The following is a 23,162-nucleotide window of genomic DNA, read 5'->3' on the forward strand; positions in this document are numbered from 1 at the left end:
GTAAGCGCTTCGATTTCAAATGTCCTATCGAAGTCATGAGCGAAGTGATGCAGAAAGCCTTGGCTATGCAATATGATGCTCCTGCGTCAATTCAATAACCGTGTTGCACTCAGCTCCTGCAACCGCCGTGAATAAAAAACCCAGGTGCTATTCTGAGAAGAGGAATGACTAATGTCTTATATGTCTGTTAATACTCCGCTGAGCACTAAGCTCGCAAACCACCCACTAGACCTTCCTACGCCCTTACCCAGCGCACTTGGAGGGGGGGATGCCAGTAAGGTTCTTGACAAAAAACAGAGTGCCTTGCCGGAATATAGCCGCAATGTTGACACGGGGCGGGAAGGTGCAGTTGGTAATACCGATGCTCTTTCAAAGCTACTTGATATGTTTGAGCTTCTCTTTAAGGCAATGCGAGATATCTTGTCTGGCAAAAAACATCCTCCTGAGCTCCAGCCCTCTCCTGATAAGTCGTCTGAGGCGAAACCCTCGCTTGGGGGCATGCCCTTGACTCCGAGCAAGGAGACCAAGGTGGCGCTTGAGACAGACAAGCCACTTCAGAAAAAGCTGGAGGCCGATGGCAAGCCTGCGGTTTCGGGCAATGATCTCAAGATGCTGCTTGACGCCAACAAGCCGCTGCAGAAAAAACTGGAGACTGATAGCAAACCTACGACTCCGGGCAATGATCTCAAGGTGCCGCTTGAGGCCGACAAGCCGCTGCCGAACAAGTTGGAGGCCGACGGCAAGCCTGCGATTCCAGGCAAGGAGGCCAAGGTGCCGCTTGAGGCCGACAAGCCGCTGCCGAACAAGTTGGAGGCCGACGGCAAGCCTGTGATTCCGGGTAATGACCTCAAGGGGCTATTGGATGCTGGCAAGCAACCAGTGGTGATACCGCAGATCAAGGTTCTGCCAGGCACCGACTCCAAAGTGGAGTCTGACGCCTCTGTGCGGGTGAACGTTGACGTCAAGGTGAACAATTGCCACTGCCCAGGGCACGACCATCCAACGGTTCCAGGGATTGACGTGAAGCTAAAGCCCGGCCCGGATGGTCAGGTGAGGCCTGGCGTGGAGATAAAGCCCACAGTGGTGCCCGGCCCGGATGGCCAGGTGAGGCCTGGCGTGGAGATAAAGCCCACAGTGGTGCCCGGCCCGGATGGTCAGGTGAGGCCTGGCGTGGAGATAAAGCCCACAGTGGTGCCCGGCCCGGATGGTCAGGTGAGGCCTGGCGTGGAGATAAAGCCCACAGTGGTACCCGGCCCGGATGGTCAGGTGAAGCCCGGCGTGGAGATAAGGCCTGCAGTGGTCCCCCCCCTGGAGGGCCAGGTGAAGCCTGGCGTGGAGATAAAGCCCACAGTGGTGCCCGGCCCGGATGGTCAGGTGAAGCCCGGCGTGGAGATAAGGCCCGCAGTGGTCCCCCCCCTGGAGGGCCAGGTGAAGCCGGGCGTGGAGATAAAGCCTGCAGTGGTGCCCGGCCCGGAGGGCCAGGTGAAGCCCGGTTTGGAGCCAAAGCCCGCTCTCATACCCGGTACTCCCCCTCAGGTAAAGCCCGGTTTGGTGCATGAGCCGGCCGTACCCAGAACTCATGCGGGGGTGAAGCCGGATGCCCCCGAGGTACTGCCGAACAAGCCCACGCCAGAGTCTGACTTGACTGCCCCGGGCCCCGGCTGTGGTCCTGATGAAATGAGCGGGGTTGAGGCTCTTTATCGCCGGTCGTAGTGCGCCAGTCGAGTCAATAAACGATAACTAAAAATCTTAAACCAAAAGAGTTGCTTCTCCGGTCAACTGCCGGCCGGAGGAGCGCTTTGTGGGAGAAGACTGTATGTCTATTTTAAATATCAGTAGTCCTTCAAGCAGCGCGTATGCGTGTTTAAGTGGGGGGGGGAGTGCGTTTGATGTTGCGACTAAACGCCCATGGGTATCTGGTGCAGGTGTAAGTTGGGTTTCAAATAATTACGCTGTCAATAATAGTCGCATTGAAGAGAGCGGTTATATGGCGGATCAGGATGTGGATTTAAACAGTGTTATTTCAATGCTCAGGCTTTTTTTAGATCAGGTATTGGCCCTTTTGTCAGACAGTAAGGGAAAAAAAGTCAAGGTTGATAGTGTTCCCGAGCCTGTCAAGCCTGAGGTGAGTTCAATACCGGTTGTGCCAAAGCCTGAATCGACCCCAGCGCACCTTCCCGATCTATCGTCTAAGCGTGATGGTGCAAAGCCTGACGACATCTGGGGAGGTTTTCGCCAAGGGCCTGATGGTAATTGCGTGACTGTTTCGGCGATCAAGGCGGCCATGTATAAGTTTGGGCAGAGCCCGACCGATATTTATAAAAATGTCAGTAAAACCGAGAGTGGCTATCAGGTCACGATGCGCGATGGTTTTCGCCTGGTCCTGACAAACAAGGAGTTGAAGCAAGCAGCGGAGGGGGCAAAGTTTTATGGCCGAGACAGAGGGATGCTCAAGGACGCCCAATTCCTGTTCGCGGTCAGTTGCAAGCGCGCCCATCTTGAAAACAACGATGGCAGAGCGGCTAGAAGTTTTAGTGCGGCCATTCGCAGCCTCAACGACGGTGAGGATGAGAACCCGTGGGCGCCGGGAGAAGGATTTCTGCGGTTGGGGTTGAAGAAGTATATGAAGCAAGTTCCTGTCAGTACTTTGGCCCGTGGGCAAGTTGGTATGGTTAATCGGGCCTTTCATTCGGTGGCGGTGATTGATGGCAAGGAAGAGTTGTGGGGGCGCAAAGGAAAGGCACCCACGCGTGGGAACGCTGTGGCGTTAATCGGTGATTGAGGTTATGGGTAGGTCTTGTATTAATAATAATTAATATTGTGTGATTTTTTCCTGCGCAGGTTTTTTTGTTGTTTGTTGTGTTTGTCGATTTCTACTTTATGGGTTTTGTCGTTATTTGGCGGCATCTGTGTGGTCATGAATTTAATAGTTTAACTATGGGGGTTGTCATGAGTATCGATATGGGTGGTCGGTTGTTTCTTGGGAATTATAGTTTGAATCATGAGCCTGCCAGTGGAATGAGTGCCCCTGCCGCCCCTGAGAAACGCAATGGAGAGGGAGTCAGCATCGATGGGTGGGAGGCGATTGAGCAAAGACTTTCCGAAGGGCTTCGTTCTGTCAGGCAGTTGCTCACCCACCAAGGCACTTCGCTGTCCTGGGTGGCACCGAGTACAGAAAATAATGTTGATAAAACGTTGCCCCCACCTGTGTTTTCAACGAAGCGGGATGAGAAACCCAGCGATATTCTGGGTGCGCTTACGGCCACCAGGCGCCATTTCGGCGAAAACTTTGACAACAGTACTCATGCGGCAGTTATCCAAATGATGATGATGACATTTGGGCAAAGCCCGCTCGACCTATTTGATGAGGTGAAGGCCTCCGGCGACGGGTATGACGTTACGATGAAAGATGAGTTTAAGGTGCATGTGTCTCAAGAGGAATTAAAGTCTGTCGCCCAGGCGTCGCGGTTTGCGGGTAATGATAGTTCGGTCATAAAGGATGCCAACTTTGTGCTCGCGGCTTTTGCCAAGCGTAAACAGCTTGCAGGCAAGCATGGCAGTTTCGAGAAGGCCCTGACGAAGACCCTGGAAGGAGAAACGCTACTCAACTGTTTGCGGGGAATGGGGGTGAGTGCTCTGGCCCAGTATATGCCTGCCAGTGAAATGGCCGCTAGCGGTGCAACAGGGGTGGTGGGAACCCATAACTTTGGCGGGGCGCTTGTAATGAATAACGCCCAATACAGTTATGCTGAAAAACGCAGTGTTGATAACCGCTATGGTTATATGTTGTTCGATAACAAAAAAATTCCTGACGAACCACCTGTAGCCATTGATCGCAATGATCTGAATTTATTCAGTGTCCCAGTAGGTACTAAACCCACCGATATCTGGAGTGGTTTTTATCAGAGCGTGGAAGGCAACTGTGTCACCGTGTCTGCGATCAAGGCGGCGATGATGCGATTTGGGCAGAACCCACAAGGCATCTATAAAAAAATCTCGGCCACCACGGATGGTTATGAAATCATCATGAGGGATTCTTTTAAGTTGAGAGTGACACACGAGGAACTGAGAAAGGCTCGTGAGGCCTCCAGCTTGAAGGGCAACAATCAGGCGCTGCTTGACGATGCCAACTTTCTATACTGTGTGAGCGCCAAGCGGGCAGAGTTGGAAGACAACGACTTCCGTGGCAGGCAAGGGTTTGATGTCGCCATGCAAACGCTTAACGACGGTGAGTACCCAGGAGAAGCGCTGCACAGGTTAGGGTTGTCCGCTTATGTCTGTGAAAGCAGCGTTCAAGAACTGGCAGAGGGCGCCATTGGAACCCTGGCCGATGCCCGCCACTCAGTGGCGGTCATTGATGGGATGGTGGACATGTATGGGCAAAAGCGCAGCCTGGTGCAGTCGGACTGGAAAGGCTATTTCATCCGGGCATTGAAATTAGTGTAATGCGCGGCGCCGGGGCCGAGGGGGGAGCTCTCAGGTCCCGGCGCCTTGCCTTAATAGCTGCATGAACGCTTCCATGGGCAGGGGGCGGCTGTGCAGATAGCCTTGATATAAATGGCAGCCCAGCCCTTGCAGGAAGGCCAGTTGCTCGGGGGTTTCCACGCCTTCGGCAATCACTTCCAGGTTGAGGCTGCGTGCCATGGCCACAATGGCGCGGATGATCTCGGCGTCGTTCGGGTCGTGGGTGGCGTCCCTTACAAAGGATTGATCGATCTTCAAGGCATCCACCGGCAGGCGCTTGAGGTAGGTCAATGACGAATAACCGGTGCCGAAATCGTCCATGGCAAAGCTGACCCCGAGTTTTTTCAGGCGGCGCATTTTGCCGATGGTGTCATCCAGGTTCTGGATCACGATGCCTTCGGTGATTTCCAGTTTCAGCAGGCTGAACGGCAAGTGATGCTGCTTGAGGCTGCGCTCCACCCGTTCAACAAAGTCATTCTGGCGGAACTGCCGGGGGCTGATATTCACGCATAGGCTGAAGCCCTCGGGCTCCACCAGACCTTCGGCAATCAAGCGGGCAAACGCGCCGCAGGCTTCGTCGAGGATCCAGGTGCCTACCTCCAGGATCAGCCCACTGTCTTCCAGGACTTTGATGAATTCGGCGGGGGATTGCGCGCCCAGTTGCGGATGCTGCCAGCGCACCAACGCCTCGGCGCCGACAATGCGATTGCCCCGGGCATCGACCTGAGGTTGGTAATGCATGCTGAACTCGCCCCGTGACAAGGCCTGGCGCAGGTCTGTCTCCATGCGCAGGCGCTCGCTGGCGGTGCGTTGCATGCTGTTATGAAACATCTGGGTGGTATTGCGCCCCGAATCCTTGGCCCGATACAGGGCGATATCCGCGCGCTTGAGCAAATCCGCCGGGGTCGAGCCATGGTCGGGAATCAATGCCACGCCGATGCTGGGGGTGACCTGCAAGCGATGGCCATCGAGGAACATCGGTTCGGACAGCAGTTCACGCAACGTGTCAGACAGCTGTTGCACCTGTTTGCTGACCTCCATCCGCGAGCCCTCCAACCCGCTGAGCAGCACCACGAACTCATCGCCGCCCAGGCGCGCCACGGTGTCTTCCAGGCGCACACTGGCTTCCAGGCGTGCCGTGACGATTTTCAGCACGGTGTCGCCCACCGGGTGCCCGAGTGAATCGTTGATGTGCTTGAAGTGGTCCAGGTCGAGGAACAGCAGCGCGCCCCGTAGGTTGTGGCGCTTGAGCAGGGCGATCTGCTGGCTCAGGCGGTCCATCAGCAGGGCGCGATTGGGCAGGTTGGTCAGCGGATCGTGATAGGCCAGGTGACGGATCTGCGCCTGCGCGCTTTTCAGCAGGCTGACGTCCCGCGCCGTCAGCAGCAGGCACGGCGTTTCATTGAGGGTAATCGGCTCCACCGACACTTCTACCGCCAGCAACTCGCCGCGCTTGTTATGCCAGAGCATGTCCAGGTGATGGATGCGCCCCTTGATCTGTAATTCGGCCAGCAGTGCGGCGCGCTGGTTTTCATCGGCCCAGATGCCGATCTGGTACAGCGTCAGGCCAATGGCCTCCTCGGCGCGGTAGCCGGTCAGGCGACAAAAGCCATCATTGACCTCGACATAGCGCCCGGTGTTGCGCTCGGTAATGGACACCGCGTCAGGGCTGGAATGAAAGGCCTTGGCGAACTTCTCCTCGCTGGCCTTGAGCGCCGCCTCGGAACGTTGTTGCTGGGTGATATCGCGCAGGGTGGTGACCACGCAGGACTGGTTGTCGACCTTGATCAAGCGGCTGGCAATCATGCACGTCAGGCGCTGGCCATCCTTGTGGCGGACGATGATCGCCACGTTGTTCAGCGCCTGCTCGCGGATCACCTGCTCGATGCGGTGCAGGCGTTGGGTGGGTTCATCCCACAGGCCGATTTGCTCGGCGGTGTGGTTGATGACTTCGGCGGCGGCCCAGCCAAAGGTCTGGGTGAAGCTGGGGTTGATTTCGATGAACTCGCCGCTGGCCAGGCGGGTGACGCAGATCGGGTCGGGACTGACGAGGAACAGGCTGGCGAACTTCTCTTCAGAGGCGCTCAAGCGCTGTTCGCGTTCCACCTGGTCGGTGATGTCCAGCAGGGTGCCCGCCATGCGCAGCGGCGCGCCCTGTGCGTCGCGGTAGAGGCGGGCACGGCTTTCCAGGTAGCGCGAGCTGCCATCTTCCAATTGCACGCGGTACGTCAGTTGGTAATTGCCGGCCGGGCCTTCGCGCAAGGTGCGATAGGCATCGCGCATGCTGGCGCGCTCTTCATCGGGCATGCCTTCAAAAAATGCATCGAACGACTCATGGAACGGCTGTGGCTCCAGGCCGTGCAACTGCGCCGCCCGCGCCGAGCCATAGAGCATGCCGCTGGGGATATGCCAGTCCCAGGTGCCCAGTTGGGCCGAGTCCAGGGCCAGGTCCAGGCGTTCCTGGCTGTCCTTTAAGGCCTGTTCGGCGTTCTTGCGCTCGGTGGTGTCGAGGAAGGTGCTGATCAGGTAGGCCTGGCCATCGAGCTCGACCTTTTGTGCGCTGAGGGTGCCGTCATGGATTTGCCCATGGCTGGCGCGAAACTGCACCTCCATGGTGATGGGTTCGCCCTTGCGCTGGGTCGCCTTGACCAGCAGGGCCCGTTGCTCCGGGTGGACCCACAGCCCAAGGTCGAGGGTGGTACGGCCAATGGCATCGGCCACCGGCCAGCCGAACAGGCTTTCAAAATACTGGTTGGCCTCGCTGATCAGGCCATCTTCCTGGCGGGTCAGCAGGACCATGTTCGGGCACAGGTGGAACAGGGTGGCGAAGCGTTTTTCCGAGTGGCCCAGGGCATATTCGCGCTCGCGCTGCCGGGTGGTTTCACGGATCACCCCGATCATGCGCCGGCGCCCGGAGGCGTCCGGCAGCAGGCTGCCGTTGATTTCCAGCCAGTGCAGGCTGCCGTCCGGCCACTGGATGCGGTGATGCATGGCTTGTTCAAAGGGCTCGCCGGCCAGCACCGCATGAAAGGCCCGTATTACACGGTCGCGGTCCTCGGCGGCCAACAGGTCGAGGTAGTCCAGGTCCTTGGGCAAGGGCTGGCGGGGATCGAAACCGAACAGCGCCTGGGTGCCGCGCGACCAATTGATCCGCCCGCTGTCGATATCCCAGCTCCAGGCGCCCAGCCGTGCGCCATTGAGCGCCGCCAGCAGGTGCGGGGCATTGTCCCAGCTTTGCTCTGCCTGCTGGGGGTCCAGGGCGTGGATGCGGGGCAGCGGCGGCACGGGATCGACGGGGTTGGGCATTATCAAGGGGCCTTGGCTCGATGGGCATTCGGCACGGGAGCAGGGTCTACGGGCCGCACGGCCTTATGCTGGCATCCCTGCCGGATCGGCCTGTGCATCCAATAGACTCATAAAAGCCCGTGCAGCGTTCGACAGCGTCCTTTCGGTGTGCACGATATAGCCTAGCTGGCGACTGAGTTGTATGCCCGGTAAAGCGATACTGGCCACTTGTTCATCGAGCATGGTGCGCGGCAGCACACTCCAGGCCAGGCCGATAGAGACCATCATCTTGATGGTTTCCAGGTAGTTGGTGCTCATGGCGATGTTCGGCGTCAGGCCCTGGGCCTCGAACAGCCGGTGCACGATATGGTGGGTAAAGGTGTTGCCGCCGGGGAACACCGCCGGATGCCGGGCGATATCGGCCAGGCTGATAGTGCCGTTATTGGCCAGGCTATGCTCGGGGGCCACTACGAAATCCAGGGGGTCGTCCCACACCGGGGTGGCGCGCACCAGGCTGTGGGGCTCCGGCGCCAGGGTGATGACGGCCACTTCGGCACGGCCGTGGAGGATTTCTTCGTAGGCGACTTCCGAATCCAGGAACTGAATATCCAGGGCCACATTCGGGTATTCCCGGGTAAAGGTGCGCAATATCGGGGGCAGGCGGTGCAGGCCGATGTGATGGCTGGTCGCCAGGGTCAGGCGCCCGCTGACCTCGCCGGTCAGGTTGGTCAGGGCGCGCCGGGTGTCGTCCAGCACATTGAGGATCTGATAGGCGCGGGGCAGCAGGGCGCGCCCGGCCTCTGTCAGGCCGACTTCACGGCCCAGCCGGTCGAACAAACGCACCTTGAGCTGCTGCTCCAGGCCGGCGATACGCTTGCTGATTGCCGGCTGCGTCAGGTGCAGGCGTTCCCCGGCCCCGGAGAAGCTGCCGGTTTCGGCGATGGCAATAAAGGCATTGAGGTTGGCCAGGTCCATGGTGGTATTCCAGTAGGTTATCCAAAGCATAAAAAATATGAATTTGAGTTATTTAATGTAACGCCATAGCATCAGCCTCACAAGCCAAAGGGTTATTGAAAGGCCCGGGGCATAGAAAGACGCTGATGAGGACCGACTGATGGCCGGCAAAACGCTTTACGACAAGCTCTGGGATTCCCATGAAGTGAAACGGCGCGATGATGGGTCGTCGCTGATCTACATCGACCGTCACATCATCCATGAAGTGACCTCGCCCCAAGCGTTCGAGGGCCTGCGACTGGCCGGGCGCAAGCCTTGGCGCGTCGACTCGATCATCGCCACCCCGGACCACAACGTGCCTACCACCCCGGAGCGCAAGGGCGGCATCGAAGCCATTGCCGACCAGGTCTCGCGTTTGCAGGTCCAGACCCTCGACGACTATTGCGACGAGTACGGCATCACCGAATTCAAGATGAATGACGTGCGCCAGGGCATCGTCCACGTGATCGGCCCGGAGCAGGGCGCAACCTTGCCGGGCATGACCGTGGTCTGCGGCGACTCCCATACCTCGACCCACGGCGCATTCGGCGCCCTGGCCCACGGTATTGGCACCTCCGAGGTGGAACATGTGTTTGCCACCCAGTGCCTGGTGGCCAAGAAAATGAAGAACATGCTGGTGCGCATCGAAGGCCAGTTGCCGTTTGGCGTGACGGCCAAGGACATCGTGCTGGCCGTGATCGGCAAGATCGGCACCGCTGGCGGTAACGGCCATGCCATCGAGTTTGCCGGCAGCGCCATTCGCGACCTGTCCATCGAAGGCCGTATGACCATCTGCAACATGTCCATCGAAGCCGGTGCCCGCGTGGGCATGGTGGCGGCGGATGAAAAAACCGTCGAATACGTCAAAGGCCGTCCTTTCGCCCCGGCGGGCGCCGATTGGGAGGCCGCCGTAGAGGCCTGGAAAGACCTGGTGTCCGATGCCGATGCGGTGTTCGACACCGTGGTCGAGCTCGACGCGGCCCAGATCAAGCCACAAGTCAGCTGGGGCACCTCGCCGGAAATGGTCCTGGCCGTTGATCAGAACGTGCCGGACCCGGCCAAGGAAACCGACCTGGTCAAGCGCGGCTCCATCGAGCGCGCCTTGAAGTACATGGGCTTGAAAGCCAACCAGGCGATCACCGACATCCAGTTGGATCGCGTGTTTATCGGTTCCTGCACCAACTCGCGGATCGAAGACCTGCGCGCCGCGGCGGTGATCGCCAAGGGCCGCAAGGTGGCCTCGACCATCAAGCAAGCCATTGTGGTGCCGGGTTCGGGCCTGGTGAAGGCCCAGGCCGAAGCCGAAGGCCTGGACAAGATCTTCCTCGAAGCCGGTTTTGAATGGCGCGAGCCGGGCTGCTCGATGTGCCTGGCAATGAACCCGGACCGTTTGGAGTCGGGCGAGCATTGCGCGTCCACCTCCAACCGTAACTTTGAAGGGCGTCAGGGCGCCGGCGGGCGTACCCACCTGGTCAGCCCGGCCATGGCCGCGGCCGCTGCCGTCAACGGTCGTTTCATCGACGTTCGCGAATTGATCTGAGGAATACCCGATGAGAGCTTTTACCCAACACACAGGTCTTGTCGCACCGTTGGACCGTGCCAACGTGGACACCGACCAGATCATCCCCAAGCAGTTCTTGAAATCGATCAAGCGCACCGGTTTTGGCCCCAACCTGTTCGATGAGTGGCGCTACCTGGACGTGGGCTACGCCTACCAGGACAACTCCAAGCGCCCGTTGAACAAGGAGTTTGTGCTTAACGCCGAGCGTTACCAGGGTGCCAGTGTGTTACTGGCCCGGGAAAACTTCGGTTGCGGCTCCAGCCGTGAACACGCGCCGTGGGCCCTGGAAGAATATGGCTTTCGCAGCATCATCGCGCCGAGCTACGCCGATATCTTCTTCAACAACAGCTTCAAGAACGGCTTGTTGCCGATCATCCTGACCGATGAAGAAGTCGATGAGTTGTTTCAGCAAGTGGAAGCCAATGTCGGCTACCAGTTGACCGTCGACCTCGCCGCACAGACCGTGACCCGTCCAGATGGCAAGGTGTACCACTTTGAAGTGGACGCCTTCCGTAAACACTGCCTGATCAACGGCCTGGACGATATCGGCCTGACCTTGCAGGACGGCGAGGCGATTGCCGCGTTTGAAGCCAGGCACCGGGCGAGCCAGCCTTGGTTGTTTCGTGATGCCTGATTTGCGGTAGGCCGTGCGGGCCCCATCGCGGGCAAGCCCGCTCCCACAGGTTGATCTGTGAACACGGTCAAGTGTGGGAGCTGGCTTGCCGGCGATAGCGCCAGTACTAACACCACAAAACCCAAGGAAAACCACCATGACCCGCACCGCCCACACCCAAGTCGTGCAAAAACAATTCGGCGAGCAGGCCTCGGCCTACCTGAGCAGTGCCGTGCACGCCCAGGGCAGCGAGTTCGCACTGCTGCAGGCCGAACTGGCCGGGCAGAGTGACGCGCGCCTGCTGGACCTGGGCTGTGGCGCCGGGCATGTGAGCTTCCACGTAGCGCCGCTGGTCAAGGAAGTGGTGGCCTACGACCTGTCGCAGCAGATGCTCGACGTGGTCGCCGCCGCTGCCGCAGAGCGTGGCCTGGGCAATATTCGTACCCTGCACGGCGCCGCCGAGCGCCTGCCGTTCGCCGATGGTGAGTTCGACTTCGTGTTCAGCCGTTACTCGGCCCACCACTGGAGCGACCTGGGCCTGGCCCTGCGCGAAGTGCGCCGGGTGCTCAAGCCAGGCGGCGTGGCGGCGTTTGTCGATGTCTTGTCACCGGGCAGCCCGCTGTTGGACACTTACCTGCAAACCGTCGAAGTGCTGCGCGACACCAGCCATGTGCGCGATTACTGCGCCGGCGAATGGATGCGCCAGCTCAGCGAAGCCGGCCTGCATGTACGCAACAGCAGTCGCCAGCGCCTGCGCCTGGAGTACACCTCGTGGGTCGAGCGCATGCGCACCCCGCCAGTGTTGCGCGCAGCAATCCTGGCGTTGCAGCAGGCGATGGGCCAGGAAGTGCGCGACTACTATGAAATTCAAGCCGACGGCACCTTCAGCACCGACGTGCTGGTGGTGTTCGCTGAACGCTGATTGATTTTTCCCGACCTGCCCACGGGCGGGTCGCTTGATGAAATGAGGAACGCATGAGCAAGCAGATTCTGATTCTCCCTGGCGACGGCATTGGCCCGGAAATCATGGCCGAAGCGGTCAAGGTCCTGGAGTTGGCCAACAGCAAGTACGGCCTGGGCTTTGAATTGAGCCACGACGTGATCGGCGGCGCGGCCATCGACAAGCATGGCGTGCCCCTGGCTGACGAAACCCTGGACCGTGCCCGTGCTGCCGATGCCGTGCTGCTGGGCGCCGTGGGCGGGCCGAAATGGGACAAGATCGAACGCGACATCCGCCCGGAGCGCGGCCTGCTGAAAATCCGCGCGCAACTGGGCCTGTTCGGCAACCTGCGCCCGGCGATCCTCTACCCGCAACTGGCCGACGCGTCGAGCCTCAAGCCGGAAGTGGTAGCGGGCCTGGATATCCTGATCGTGCGTGAACTGACCGGCGGTATCTATTTTGGCTCGCCACGGGGCGTGCGCCAGTTGGAGAATGGCGAGCGCCAGGCCTACGACACCCTGCCGTACAGCGAGAGCGAAATCCGCCGTATCGCCCGTGTCGGTTTCGACATGGCCCGGGTGCGCGGCAAGAAGGTCTGCTCGGTGGACAAGGCCAACGTCCTGGCCTCCAGCCAGCTGTGGCGCGAAATCGTCGAAGAAGTGGCCAAGGACTACCCGGACGTCGAACTCAGCCACATGTACGTCGACAACGCCGCCATGCAACTGGTGCGTGCGCCCAAGCAGTTTGACGTGATCGTCACCGACAACCTGTTCGGCGACATCCTGTCCGACCAGGCCTCGATGCTCACCGGTTCCATCGGCATGCTGCCGTCGGCGTCCCTGGACACCCACAATAAGGGCATGTACGAGCCGTGCCACGGTTCGGCGCCGGACATCGCGGGCCAGGGCATTGCCAACCCGCTGGCGACTATTTTGTCGGTGTCGATGATGCTGCGCTACAGCTTCAACCTCAGCGAAGCGGCGGATGCCATCGAGCAGGCAGTGAGCCGGGTACTGGACCAGGGCCTGCGCACCGGCGACATCTGGTCGCAGGGTTGCACCAGGGTCGGGACGCAGGAAATGGGCGATGCAGTAGTCGCCGCGCTGCGGAATCTGTAATCTCTCGGGCCCGCTGGCAGTTGTTGCTGCAAGGCGGCCCACTTTTTAACAAGGTGTAGTTGCGATGAAACGTGTAGGTCTGATCGGTTGGCGCGGTATGGTCGGTTCCGTGCTCATGCAGCGGATGCTGGAAGAGCAGGATTTCGATCTTATTGAGCCGGTGTTTTTCACCACTTCGAATGTCGGTGGCCAAGGGCCGTCCGTGGGCAAGGATATCGCCCCGCTCAAGGACGCCTACAACATTGAAGAGCTCAAGACCCTCGACGTCATTCTGACCTGCCAGGGCGGCGACTACACCAGTGAAGTCTTCCCCAAGCTGCGCGAAGCCGGCTGGCTGGGTTACTGGATCGACGCGGCGTCCAGCCTGCGCATGCAGGACGACGCGGTGATCATCCTCGACCCGGTCAACCGCAAGGTCATCGACCAGCAACTGGACGCCGGCACCAAGAACTACGTGGGCGGCAACTGCACCGTCAGCCTGATGCTGATGGGCCTGGGTGGCCTGTTTGAAGCCGGGCTGGTGGAGTGGATGAGCGCCATGACCTACCAGGCGGCCTCCGGGGCCGGCGCGCAGAACATGCGTGAGCTGATCAAGCAGATGGGCGCGACCCACGCGGCCGTGGCCGATCAACTGGCCGACCCGGCCAGCGCGATCCTCGATATCGACCGCCGTGTGGCCGAGGCCATGCGCAGCGAAGCCTACCCGACCGAGAACTTCGGCGTGCCCCTGGCCGGCAGCCTGATCCCATGGATCGACAAGGAACTGCCGAACGGCCAGAGCCGCGAAGAGTGGAAAGCCCAGGCCGAGACCAACAAGATCCTCGGGCGCTTCAAGAACCCGATCCCGGTGGACGGTATCTGCGTGCGCATCGGCGCCATGCGCTGCCACAGCCAGGCGCTGACCATCAAGCTCAACAAAGACGTGCCGATCGCCGATATCGAAGGGCTGATCAGCCAGCACAACCCTTGGGTCAAGCTGGTGCCCAACAGCCGCGAAATCAGCATGCAGGAGCTGAGCCCGACCAAGGTCACCGGCACCCTGAATGTACCGGTGGGCCGTCTGCGCAAGCTGAACATGGGGACCCAGTACCTGGGCGCCTTCACCGTGGGTGACCAACTGCTGTGGGGCGCGGCCGAGCCGCTGCGTCGGATGTTGCGGATCCTGCTGGAACGTTGATCGCTGTGTGCTGTTGGAAGAAACCCGCGCCCTGGTGACAGGCGCGGGTTTTTTATTGCGCCTGAGGCCGTGATCGTTCCCACGCTCCGCGTGGGAATGCCTCCCCTGACGCTCCGCGTCACAGCCTCAAGAACGGACGCCGAGCGTCCATGGCAGCGTTCCCACGCAGAGCATGGGAACGATCATTGCCTCACCCCCCACCACCCGGTAAAGTGCCGCTCCCCCCGCAATGCCCGAGGCAGCCTTCATGACCCAGACCCTTGATATCGCCGTGATCGGCGCCACCGGTACGGTGGGCGAAACCCTGGTGCAGATCCTCGAAGAACTGGACTTCCCGGTGGGTACCCTGCACCTGCTGGCCAGCAGCGAGTCAGCGGGCGCGTCGGTGCCGTTTCGCGGCAAGAATGTGCGGGTGCGGGAAGTCGATGAGTTCGATTTCAGCAAGGTGCAACTGGCCTTTTTCGCCGCAGGCCCGGCGGTCACCTTGAGTTTCGCTCCGCGTGCCACGGCAGCGGGTTGCTCATTGATCGACCTGTCCGGCGCCTTGCCGGCCGAACAGGCGCCCCAGGTGGTGCCGGAAGCCAATGCCCAGGTGCTGGACGCTTTGAAAAAGCCGTTCCAGGTGGGCAGCCCAAGCCCGTGCGCCACCCACCTGGCGGTGGTCCTTGCACCGTTGTGCGGCCTGTTGGACATCCAGCGCGTCAGCGTCACTGCCAACCTGGCCGTGTCTGCCCAGGGCCGTGAAGCCGTCAGCGAACTGGCCCGGCAAACCGCCGAGCTGCTGAATGTGCGGCCCCTGGAGCCCAAGTTCTTTGATCGGCAGATGGCCTTCAACCTATTGGCCCAGGTCGGCACGCCCGACGCGCAGGGCCACACCGCCCTGGAAAAGCGCCTGGTCCACGAACTGCGTAGCCTGCTGGGATTACCGTTACTGAAAATTTCCGCGACCTGTGTTCAAGCTCCGGTGTTTTTTGGCGATAGCCTGAGCGTATCCCTGCAACTGGCGGGCGCTGTGGACCTGGGCGCAGTAAATCGCGTGTTGGAGGCGGCGCCGGGCATCGAGCTGGTGGAAGAGGGCGATTACCCTACAGCGGTTGGGGATGCGGTCGGTCAGGACGTGGTCTACGTGGGGCGCGTACGGGCCGGCATTGATGACCCGGCGGAACTAAACGTGTGGCTGACGTCAGATAACGTACGCAAAGGCGCGGCGCTTAACGCGGTACAACTGGCACAATTGTTGATAAAACACCTTGTGTAAAAGATACTTGGCGGCAATTTGTAGATTGATTCTAACCAAGCGCTATGCTTGGTCCCATGCAGGAAAAGTTGCGCGTCGGTGACCCATCGGCTCGCCATGCCGAATGGCAAGCGGTACCCAACCTTCTCGCGGGCCGAGGAGTGTTCAAACAAAGGATGAGGCTATGGTTCAAGTTCGCAAACTGGTGTTAGCAATAGCGGCCGTCTCGGCGCTGTCCTCCGGTATGGCGCAAGCGCTGCAACTTGGGGAGATGACCCTCAAGTCGAAGTTGAACCAGCCGTTGTCGGTGGAGATCGAGCTGCTCGACGTGGGTGGGCTGACGGCCTCCGATATCGTGCCCAGCCTCGCATCTTCCCAGGCCTTTGTGGATGCGGGGGTCGATCGCCAGGCATTCCTCGACGAACTGACCTTTACCCCAGTGCTCAACCCCAGCGGTCGCAGTGTGGTGCGCGTCACCTCCAGCAAGCCGTTGCCCGACTCTTACGTACGCTTCCTGTTGCAGGTGCAATGGCCTAACGGTCGGTTGATGCGGGACTACAGCGTCTTGCTGGACCCGGCCAAGTTCGAGCAAAAGGCCCCGGAGGCCAGCGCCCCGGCGCCGCGCCTTGCCACGCCTGCTGCTGCCAGCGTGACCAAGGCCGCTGAACACACCACGACTTCCCGCGACACCCTGTGGGAAATTGCCGCCAAGCACCGCAACGGTGGGTCGATCCAGCAGACCATGCTGGCGATCCAGGCCCTGAACCCGGGGGCCTTTGTCGACGGCAACATCAACCGTATGAAGACTGGCCAGGTATTGCGCCTGCCGGATCCGGTACAAAGCACCAGCCTGCCGCAACCCCAGGCGCTAGCCGAAGTGACTGTGCAGAATGCGGCCTGGCGTCAGGGCCGTCGTGGCGCCATCAATCAGGCTGCCGGGCGCCAGCAACTGGACGCGACCAAACGCACTCAGGCTGGCGCCGCGCCGTCGCAAACGGCGGCGAAGGATAACCTGAGCCTGGTCTCGGCCGAGGCCGCGAAGACGGGCGTCAAAGGCGCCGCAGCTGATAGCAAGGATTTGAGCAACAAATTGGCGGTAACCCAGGAAAGCCTGGACTCCACCCGTCGCGAAAATGAAGAGCTGAAAAGCCGCATGGCTGACCTGCAAAGTCAGTTGGACAAGCTGCAGCGGCTGATCGAGCTGAAGAACAATCAACTGGCCAAGTTGCAGGCCGAGGGCGGCGCCCCGGCGCAGCCTGCGGTCATGCCCGCCGAGTTGGCTGCGACGCCGGCCACACCCGCGTCGGCAGCCGAAGCGCCGGTGGTTGCCCCCGTGGAAACACCGCCACAACCGGCAGACGCTGCCAGTACCGAAGGCAAATTCAATGACCTGCTGACCAACCCTATCGTCCTCGGGGTGATTGGTGGGGCCGCCGGCCTGCTGGTGCTGTTGCTCCTGCTGCTGTGGGCGCGTCATCGCAATGCGCGCCTGGAAGAAGAAAAACACCTGCGCATGGCGCGGGCGCTGGCCGAAGAGCCGGAGTTTTCCTCGAACATTGACCAGGACATGCCGTCGGACAGTTTTGAAGGCCTTGAAGTCCCTGCAGCCAATGTCAAGCTGGCTCCAGCTCCAGCTCCAGCTCCAGCTCCAGAGCCGGTTGCCGTGGCACCAGTGCCGGCACCGGCGACCAGCATGGCGCCGCCGAGCAAGCCTATCATCGAGCCCGGCTCCTCCGACGCCCTGGCGCAGGCCCAGTCCCATCTGGACCGTGGCCACTTGAACCAGGCGGCCGCGGTGCTGGAGGAGGCGATCAAGCTGGAGCCCAAGCGCAGCGACCTGCGCCTCAAGCTCCTGGAGGTCTACGGTCAACAAGGCGACAAGGACGGTTTCGTGACCCAGGAGCGCCAACTGGTCGCCAATGGCGAGAACCACGCCCAGGTCGAACTGTTGAAAAACCGCTACCCGGCCATGGCTGTGCTGGCTGCCGGCGTCAGCGCTGCAGTCGCGGCTGCCGCGCTGGATGCGCAGTACGTCAAGGACCTGCTCCAGGAAGAGCCGCTCCCTGCGGCCACGCCTGAGGCGGATGCGTTCAATACCGACTTCGACCTGAGCCTGGACGACCTGGAAGCCGCGTCGCCGGCGGTGGTTGCCCCCGAGGTCGATGAGCTGAGCTTCGAGTCGGTGTTGCAACAGCAGGCCGAAGCCAAGGCCAGCGAGGACGATTTGTCCGATTTTGACCTCGATTTGCAGCTGGATGCGCCAGCCTCCCAGTCCGACGACGACTTTCTCTCGGGCCTGGAGGAAGAGATGAAGGACCTGCCGCCGGTCGAGCCGCCGACCCTGACGCCGAGTGCATTGGATGATTTTGACCTGCCGGAAGACTTCGATCTGTCCCTGGCCGACGAACCCGCGCCATCGGACAAGCCGGACGCATTCGCCTCGGAGCTTGACGATGTCAACGCCGAGCTCGAACGCCTGTCCCAGAGCCTGGAAAACCCGTCGATCGAACCGAGTTTCACCGCTGAAGATGCTGCAAAGGGCGATGATGAGCCGGAGTTCGACTTCCTCTCGGGCTCCGATGAAGTCGCCACCAAGCTCGACCTGGCCCAGGCCTATATCGACATGGGCGATGAAGGCGGGGCGCGTGACATCCTGGCCGAAGTCCTGGCCGAAGGCGATGAAAAACAACGGGGTGAAGCCAAGGAAATGCTCAGCAACCTGGCCTGACGCCACGTACCCTCTGTAGGCGCGAGTGTGCTCGCGAAATCGTCAACGATAATGCGCCCATCCTGGATGATCGCGGCGTCCTTGGGTTTTTCGCGGGCAAGCCCGCTCCTGCAAAAAGCTTCAAGCCATATATAATGGCGACCTTTGCGCAACTCATCAGGCTCTCAGCTCTTGGCAAATATAGATAACGCGGCCGCCGAAATGGCGGCCGCCGGCTTTTTCAGAATCGCCCTGGGCGTGGAATACAAAGGCTCGCGCTATCGTGGCTGGCAGCGCCAGGCTTCCGGCGTGCCGACTGTGCAGGAAACCCTGGAGAAGGCCCTGTCGAAGGTCGCCGACTCGCCGGTTTCCTTGATGTGCGCCGGGCGCACTGATGCGGGCGTGCATGCCTGCGGGCAAGTGGTGCATTTTGACACCCAGGCCGAGCGTTCGATGAAAGCCTGGGTCATGGGCGCCAATATCAATCTGCCCCACGATGTCAGCGTCAGTTGGGCCAAGGTCATGCCGGCGCACTTCCATGCGCGGTTCAAGGCCATTGCCCGGCGTTACCGCTATGTGATCTACAACGATCAGATCCGTCCGGCCCACTTGAACGAAGAAATCACCTGGAACCACCGCCCCCTGGACGCCGAACGCATGGCCGAAGCGGCCCGGCATCTGGTGGGGACCCACGATTTCAGTGCCTTCCGTGCCGGCCAGTGCCAGGCCAAGTCGCCGATCAAGGAAGTCCATCACCTGCGGGTGACCCGTCACGGCAAAATGATTGTCCTGGATATCCGCGCCGGGGCGTTCCTGCACCATATGGTGCGCAATATCGCCGGGGTGCTGATGACCATTGGCACCGGTGAGCGCCCAGTGGACTGGGCCCGGGAAGTGCTGGAAAGCCGGGTACGGCGTACCGGTGGGGTCACGGCACACCCGTTCGGCCTGTATCTGGTGGATGTGGAGTACCGCGACGAGTTCGAGTTGCCGCAGCGTTTCATCGGGCCACACTTCCTCACAGGTTTCACTGAACTTGGCGGCTGACGCCCGGAAAAGCATTTGTTACCATCCGGGACTTTCCTGGACAGCCCCTGAGGTTTTGACGATATGTCAGGCGTTCGCAGCAAGATTTGCGGGATTACCCGCATGGAAGACGCGCTGGCGGCAGTCGAGGCGGGGGCTGACGCCATTGGTTTTGTGTTTTATGCCAAGAGCCCGCGGGCGGTGACGGTGCAGCAGGCGCGGGCGATCATTGCCGGCCTGCCGCCATTCGTGACCACCGTGGGGCTGTTCGTCAACGCCAGCGCCTGTGAACTCAACGAAACCCTGGATGCCGTGCCCCTGGACCTGCTGCAGTTCCATGGCGACGAAACCCCGGACGAGTGCGCCGGCTACCATCGCCCGTATATCAAGGCCCTGCGGGTCAAGGCCGGGGATGATATCGCCGCCCGTTGCGCGGCCTACACCGGGGCCAGCGGGATTTTGCTCGATGCCTATGTCGAGGGCATTCCTGGCGGGACGGGCGAGGCCTTTGACTGGTCGCTGATTCCCCAGGGCTTGAGCAAGCCGATCATCCTGGCGGGTGGCTTGCACGCCGGCAATGTGGCGCAGGCCATTGCCCGGGTCCGCCCGTACGCTGTCGATGTCAGTGGCGGGGTAGAGCAGGCCAAGGGCATCAAGGACCCTGGCAGGATTCACGCATTCATGCAGGCAGTGCGCAGCAGCAGTGGCGCGATGTGACGGCTGGCAGTCTGCCGCCGTCAGTAACTACCCCTGTGTAAAACAGGCCGGTGTTGCCCTCGGGCGGCGCCAATGAAGTGGCAACCCCGCACTGGCGGGTTGTCTGGAAGGCTGAGGGCAGGTGCAGGAAATGGCTGGTCGAACGTCTGACCCCGTCCTGCAGCGGTTATCGCCACATCAATGAATTTAGCTCAAGGGCATACGCGGGGCTGTGTTCAAGCCACCGGTACTGGAGAAAGAAAGCATGAGCAACTGGTTAGTAGACAAACTGATCCCCTCGATCATGCGTTCCGAGGTGAAGAAAAGCTCGGTCCCTGAAGGTCTGTGGCACAAGTGCCCCTCCTGCGACGCGGTGTTGTACCGCCCGGAGCTGGAAAAGACCCTGGACGTTTGCCCCAAGTGCAACCACCACATGCGTATCGGCGCCCGCGCCCGTATCGACATCTTCCTCGATGCCGATGGCCGTGCCGAGCTGGGCGCTGACCTGGAGCCGGTGGACCGCCTCAAGTTCCGCGACGGCAAGAAGTACAAGGATCGCCTGAGCGCTGCGCAAAAGCAGACCGGCGAAAAAGACGCGCTGGTCTCCATCAGCGGCAAGCTGCTGGGCATGCCCGTGGTGGTGTCGGCGTTTGAATTCTCTTTCATGGGCGGCTCCATGGGCGCCATTGTCGGTGAGCGTTTTGTGCGCGCCGCCAACTACGCCCTGGAAAACCGTTGCCCGATGATCTGCTTCGCCGCCTCCGGTGGTGCGCGGATGCAGGAAGCGCTGATCTCGCTGATGCAAATGGCCAAGACCTCTGCGGTACTGGCGCGTCTGCGTGAAGAAGGTATCCCGTTCATCTCGGTGCTGACCGACCCGGTCTACGGTGGCGTTTCCGCCAGCCTGGCGATGCTGGGCGACGTGATCGTCGGCGAGCCCAAGGCGCTGATCGGCTTTGCCGGCCCACGCGTGATCGAGCAGACCGTACGTGAAAAACTGCCGGAAGGCTTCCAGCGCAGTGAGTTCCTGCTGGAGCACGGCGCCATCGACATGATTATCGCCCGTTCCGAGTTGCGTCCACGCCTGGGTAACCTGCTGGCGCAGATGATGGGCCTGCCGACGCCTGAATACGTCGCCGCGCCTGTCGAGCCAATCGTAGTCCCACCGATCCCTGCAAACCTATGACCCAAAGAACCCTGGGCGAATGGCTCGCCTACCTTGAGCAGTTGCATCCGTCAGCCATCGACATGGGCCTGGAGCGCTCGCAGCAGGTAGCGGCCCGCCTTGGGTTGGGGCGGCCCGCGCCACGGGTGATCACGGTCACCGGCACCAACGGCAAGGGCTCTACCTGCGCCTTTGTCGCAGCATTGCTGCAGGCCCAGGGCTTGAAAGTAGGCGTCTACAGTTCGCCACATTTGTTGCGCTACAACGAGCGTGTGCAACTCAACGGTGTCGAAGCCAGCGATGAGCAATTGTGCGAATCCTTTGCCGCGCTGGAGGCCGGGCGTGGCGAAACTTCCCTGACCTATTTCGAGATGGGCACCCTGGCCGCGTTCTGGCTGTTCGAGCGCGAACAGCTGGATGCGGTGGTGCTGGAAGTCGGCCTCGGTGGCCGCCTGGATACCGTCAATGTGGTGGATGCCGACCTCGCGTTGGTGACCAGCATTGGCGTGGACCATACCGATTACCTGGGTGATACCCGTGAATCCGTGGCCTATGAAAAGGCCGGGATCTTCCGCCAGGGCAAGCCGGCGCTGTGTGGCGACCTGGATCCGCCGCATACCTTGCTGGACAAGGTGCGCGAGCTGGACTGCCCGTTTTTCCTGCGGGGCCGGGACTTCGGCCTGGAAGTGGCAGGCGATCGGTGGTCGTGGCACGGTGTCGATGCACGGGGCCAGGTCGTCGAGTTGCACGGCCTGCCGCTGCTGAACCTGCCCATGGAAAACGCGGCACTCGCCCTGCAGGCCTACTTGTTGCTGGATCTGCCGTGGAATGCCGCGCAGATCGCCGATCCCTTGCAGCGTACCCAGGTGGTCGGGCGCCTGGATCGTCGCTCGTTCGAGTGGCGGGGCAAGCGATTGAACCTGTTGCTGGATGTTGGGCATAACCCGCATGCTGCGCAGTACCTGGCGCGCCGTTTGGCGAGCCAGGCACCGGCGGGTCGACGCCTGGCCGTGTTCGGTCTGCTGTCGGACAAGGACCTGGACGGTGTGGTGGCGCCCTTGCTGGGCAGTGTGCAGTCCTGGGCGGTTGCCCCGCTGGACACACCGCGCACCCGTACGGCCGATGAGGTACAGGCGGTATTGCAGAACCTTGGCGCGACGGTGACGTCCCATGCAAGCGTGACCGCTGCGTTGGAGGCTCAGTGCGCGGTGGCAACGGCCGAAGACGAGATTCTGTTGTTCGGATCATTTTATTGTGTTGCCGAGGCGCTTGAGTGGTTGGCCCGGCGCTCCACGGAGGAAGCTGCACATGGCATTACTGGATAGCGCATACAAGCAGCGAATGGTCGGAGCCCTGGTGTTGGTGGCATTGGCGGTGATTTTCCTGCCGATGCTGTTTTCTCGCCAGGACGAGCAGCGCCAGGTTACGGTGGAGGCCCCGGCCGCACCCCAGGCCCCGGTCATGCCGCAGGTCCAGGTCGAGCCGGTGGTGGTGCCTGAGCCGCAGGCGCTGCCCGAGGAAGAACCGGTGCCGACTGATCTGGAGATTGCCGAACAGCAAGCACCTTCGACGCCGATCCAGCCGAGTGTGCCGGTGGTAAAGCCGACCCCTGCGCCCGTGGTGGCGGCCAAGCCCGTTGCGCCAGCCCCGGCACCGAAGCCGGTTGCGCCGCAGCCGGCAGCCCCGGGCAAGCCGGAGGTGGGGCAGAGTCGTATTGATCCCAACGGCCTGCCGATCAGTTGGTCGGTGCAGCTCGCCAGCCTGTCCAATCGTGAAAGTGCCGAAGCCTTGCAGAAAACCCTGCGCAGCCAGGGCTATAACGCCTATATCCGTACCGCCGATGGCAAGAACCGGGTATTTGTCGGGCCGCTGATCGAGCGCGCCGAGGCTGACCGCCTGCGTGACTTGCTGGGGCGTCAGCAGAACCTGAAGGGTTTTGTGGTGCGCTTCCAGCCAGAACGCGGCTGATTCTGGCAATACACTGGGCAGGCTTGTGTGGGAGCGGGCTTGCCCGCGATGACGGTGCATCAGTCAATATTATAATTGGCTGACCCACCGCTATCGCGGGCAAGCCCGCTCCCACATTGGTTTCTGCCTGTCTTGAGATGGCCGCAGCTGGCCACAACCCATTGATTTGCAATGGACCACCAAACACCGCTTACCGATAGCCCGGCGCTCTG

Annotated in this window: 17 protein-coding genes; 15 read left to right on the plus strand and 2 right to left on the minus strand. The window is 61.1% G+C overall.

Going from position 1 to position 23,162, the window contains the following annotated elements:
* Positions 1 to 171 precede the first annotated feature (171 nt).
* The 3 genes from BLL38_RS26975 to BLL38_RS26985 all read left to right on the plus strand — a co-directional run bounded on the left by BLL38_RS26975 (position 172) and on the right by BLL38_RS26985 (position 4,446).
* On the plus strand, positions 172 to 1,713 hold the full coding sequence (locus BLL38_RS26975) for a hypothetical protein (protein ID WP_076965002.1): 1,542 nt from the start codon (positions 172 to 174) through the stop codon (positions 1,711 to 1,713).
* Positions 1,714 to 1,816: 103 nt separating this feature from the next.
* Positions 1,817 to 2,782: a hypothetical protein gene (locus tag BLL38_RS31285; protein WP_207303166.1), complete on the plus strand. Its 966-nt coding sequence runs from the start codon at positions 1,817 to 1,819 to the stop codon at positions 2,780 to 2,782.
* 167 nt (positions 2,783 to 2,949) lie between these two features.
* Positions 2,950 to 4,446, plus strand: coding sequence for a hypothetical protein (locus tag BLL38_RS26985; RefSeq protein ID WP_130898274.1), 1,497 nt, complete (start codon positions 2,950 to 2,952; stop codon positions 4,444 to 4,446).
* Between the two features lie 30 nt (positions 4,447 to 4,476).
* On the opposite strand, the gene BLL38_RS26990 is transcribed toward BLL38_RS26985, so the two are convergent.
* Both BLL38_RS26990 and BLL38_RS26995 read right to left on the minus strand, forming a co-directional pair.
* Positions 4,477 to 7,770 (minus strand): EAL domain-containing protein, encoded by a 3,294-nt coding sequence (locus BLL38_RS26990; RefSeq protein WP_076965004.1) that lies wholly within the window; start codon positions 7,768 to 7,770, stop codon positions 4,477 to 4,479.
* A gap of 63 nt (positions 7,771 to 7,833) precedes the next feature.
* On the minus strand, positions 7,834 to 8,724 hold the full coding sequence (locus tag BLL38_RS26995) for a LysR family transcriptional regulator (RefSeq protein ID WP_076965005.1): 891 nt from the start codon (positions 8,722 to 8,724) through the stop codon (positions 7,834 to 7,836).
* Between the two features lie 139 nt (positions 8,725 to 8,863).
* On the opposite strand from BLL38_RS26995, the gene leuC reads away from it, so the two are divergent.
* The 12 genes from leuC to BLL38_RS27055 all read left to right on the plus strand — a co-directional run bounded on the left by leuC (position 8,864) and on the right by BLL38_RS27055 (position 22,950).
* The gene (gene leuC, locus BLL38_RS27000; protein WP_076965006.1) at positions 8,864 to 10,282 is read left to right on the plus strand and encodes a 3-isopropylmalate dehydratase large subunit; all 1,419 of its coding nucleotides are present in this window, start codon (positions 8,864 to 8,866) and stop codon (positions 10,280 to 10,282) included.
* Between the two features lie 10 nt (positions 10,283 to 10,292).
* Positions 10,293 to 10,937 (plus strand): 3-isopropylmalate dehydratase small subunit, encoded by a 645-nt coding sequence (gene leuD / locus BLL38_RS27005; RefSeq protein WP_076965007.1) that lies wholly within the window; start codon positions 10,293 to 10,295, stop codon positions 10,935 to 10,937.
* 136 nt (positions 10,938 to 11,073) lie between these two features.
* Positions 11,074 to 11,838 (plus strand): class I SAM-dependent methyltransferase, encoded by a 765-nt coding sequence (locus BLL38_RS27010; RefSeq protein ID WP_076965008.1) that lies wholly within the window; start codon positions 11,074 to 11,076, stop codon positions 11,836 to 11,838.
* A gap of 53 nt (positions 11,839 to 11,891) precedes the next feature.
* Positions 11,892 to 12,974 carry a 3-isopropylmalate dehydrogenase gene (leuB, locus tag BLL38_RS27015; protein WP_076965009.1) on the plus strand — a complete coding sequence of 361 codons (1,083 nt, stop codon included), beginning with the start codon at positions 11,892 to 11,894 and terminating at the stop codon, positions 12,972 to 12,974.
* Positions 12,975 to 13,038: 64 nt separating this feature from the next.
* Positions 13,039 to 14,151: an aspartate-semialdehyde dehydrogenase gene (gene asd, locus BLL38_RS27020; protein ID WP_076965010.1), complete on the plus strand. Its 1,113-nt coding sequence runs from the start codon at positions 13,039 to 13,041 to the stop codon at positions 14,149 to 14,151.
* Between the two features lie 247 nt (positions 14,152 to 14,398).
* Positions 14,399 to 15,409, plus strand: a complete 1,011-nt coding sequence (locus BLL38_RS27025; protein WP_076965011.1) for an aspartate-semialdehyde dehydrogenase — start codon at positions 14,399 to 14,401, stop codon at positions 15,407 to 15,409.
* A gap of 163 nt (positions 15,410 to 15,572) precedes the next feature.
* Complete coding sequence (locus BLL38_RS27030) at positions 15,573 to 18,116, plus strand: motility hub landmark protein FimV (protein WP_076965012.1); 2,544 nt, start codon at positions 15,573 to 15,575, stop codon at positions 18,114 to 18,116.
* Positions 18,117 to 18,317: 201 nt separating this feature from the next.
* The gene (gene truA / locus BLL38_RS27035) at positions 18,318 to 19,142 is read left to right on the plus strand and encodes a tRNA pseudouridine(38-40) synthase TruA (protein ID WP_076965013.1); all 825 of its coding nucleotides are present in this window, start codon (positions 18,318 to 18,320) and stop codon (positions 19,140 to 19,142) included.
* A gap of 63 nt (positions 19,143 to 19,205) precedes the next feature.
* Positions 19,206 to 19,838, plus strand: coding sequence for a phosphoribosylanthranilate isomerase (locus BLL38_RS27040; RefSeq protein ID WP_076965014.1), 633 nt, complete (start codon positions 19,206 to 19,208; stop codon positions 19,836 to 19,838).
* A 244-nt stretch (positions 19,839 to 20,082) separates the two neighbouring features.
* The gene (accD, locus tag BLL38_RS27045) at positions 20,083 to 21,003 is read left to right on the plus strand and encodes an acetyl-CoA carboxylase, carboxyltransferase subunit beta (RefSeq protein ID WP_076965022.1); all 921 of its coding nucleotides are present in this window, start codon (positions 20,083 to 20,085) and stop codon (positions 21,001 to 21,003) included.
* A complete protein-coding gene (folC, locus tag BLL38_RS27050) occupies positions 21,000 to 22,307 on the plus strand; it encodes a bifunctional tetrahydrofolate synthase/dihydrofolate synthase (protein WP_076965015.1) in 1,308 nt (435 codons plus the stop codon). The genes accD and folC overlap by 4 nt, the downstream gene beginning before the upstream one ends.
* Positions 22,291 to 22,950 (plus strand): SPOR domain-containing protein, encoded by a 660-nt coding sequence (locus BLL38_RS27055; protein ID WP_076965016.1) that lies wholly within the window; start codon positions 22,291 to 22,293, stop codon positions 22,948 to 22,950. Before folC ends, BLL38_RS27055 begins: the two co-directional genes overlap by 17 nt.
* The last annotated feature ends 212 nt before the right edge of the window (positions 22,951 to 23,162 follow it).

Origin of the sequence: Pseudomonas gessardii (genome assembly GCF_001983165.1) — a bacterium.
Taxonomy (GTDB): Bacteria; Pseudomonadota; Gammaproteobacteria; order Pseudomonadales; family Pseudomonadaceae; genus Aquipseudomonas; species Aquipseudomonas gessardii.

What these genes read in the sequence shown, in the direction of transcription:
- BLL38_RS26975 (WP_076965002.1), top strand. Translation starts at nt 172, where the DNA reads ATGTCTTATATGTCTGTTAATACTCCGCTGAGCACTAAGCTCGCAAAC.
- BLL38_RS31285 (WP_207303166.1), top strand. Translation starts at nt 1,817, where the DNA reads ATGTCTATTTTAAATATCAGTAGTCCTTCAAGCAGCGCGTATGCGTGT.
- BLL38_RS26985 (WP_130898274.1), top strand. Translation starts at nt 2,950, where the DNA reads ATGAGTATCGATATGGGTGGTCGGTTGTTTCTTGGGAATTATAGTTTG.
- BLL38_RS26990 (WP_076965004.1), bottom strand. Translation starts at nt 7,770, where the DNA reads ATGCCCAACCCCGTCGATCCCGTGCCGCCGCTGCCCCGCATCCACGCC.
- BLL38_RS26995 (WP_076965005.1), bottom strand. Translation starts at nt 8,724, where the DNA reads ATGGACCTGGCCAACCTCAATGCCTTTATTGCCATCGCCGAAACCGGC.
- leuC (WP_076965006.1), top strand. Translation starts at nt 8,864, where the DNA reads ATGGCCGGCAAAACGCTTTACGACAAGCTCTGGGATTCCCATGAAGTG.
- leuD (WP_076965007.1), top strand. Translation starts at nt 10,293, where the DNA reads ATGAGAGCTTTTACCCAACACACAGGTCTTGTCGCACCGTTGGACCGT.
- BLL38_RS27010 (WP_076965008.1), top strand. Translation starts at nt 11,074, where the DNA reads ATGACCCGCACCGCCCACACCCAAGTCGTGCAAAAACAATTCGGCGAG.
- leuB (WP_076965009.1), top strand. Translation starts at nt 11,892, where the DNA reads ATGAGCAAGCAGATTCTGATTCTCCCTGGCGACGGCATTGGCCCGGAA.
- asd (WP_076965010.1), top strand. Translation starts at nt 13,039, where the DNA reads ATGAAACGTGTAGGTCTGATCGGTTGGCGCGGTATGGTCGGTTCCGTG.
- BLL38_RS27025 (WP_076965011.1), top strand. Translation starts at nt 14,399, where the DNA reads ATGACCCAGACCCTTGATATCGCCGTGATCGGCGCCACCGGTACGGTG.
- BLL38_RS27030 (WP_076965012.1), top strand. Translation starts at nt 15,573, where the DNA reads ATGGTTCAAGTTCGCAAACTGGTGTTAGCAATAGCGGCCGTCTCGGCG.
- truA (WP_076965013.1), top strand. Translation starts at nt 18,318, where the DNA reads ATGGCGGCCGCCGGCTTTTTCAGAATCGCCCTGGGCGTGGAATACAAA.
- BLL38_RS27040 (WP_076965014.1), top strand. Translation starts at nt 19,206, where the DNA reads ATGTCAGGCGTTCGCAGCAAGATTTGCGGGATTACCCGCATGGAAGAC.
- accD (WP_076965022.1), top strand. Translation starts at nt 20,083, where the DNA reads ATGAGCAACTGGTTAGTAGACAAACTGATCCCCTCGATCATGCGTTCC.
- folC (WP_076965015.1), top strand. Translation starts at nt 21,000, where the DNA reads ATGACCCAAAGAACCCTGGGCGAATGGCTCGCCTACCTTGAGCAGTTG.
- BLL38_RS27055 (WP_076965016.1), top strand. Translation starts at nt 22,291, where the DNA reads ATGGCATTACTGGATAGCGCATACAAGCAGCGAATGGTCGGAGCCCTG.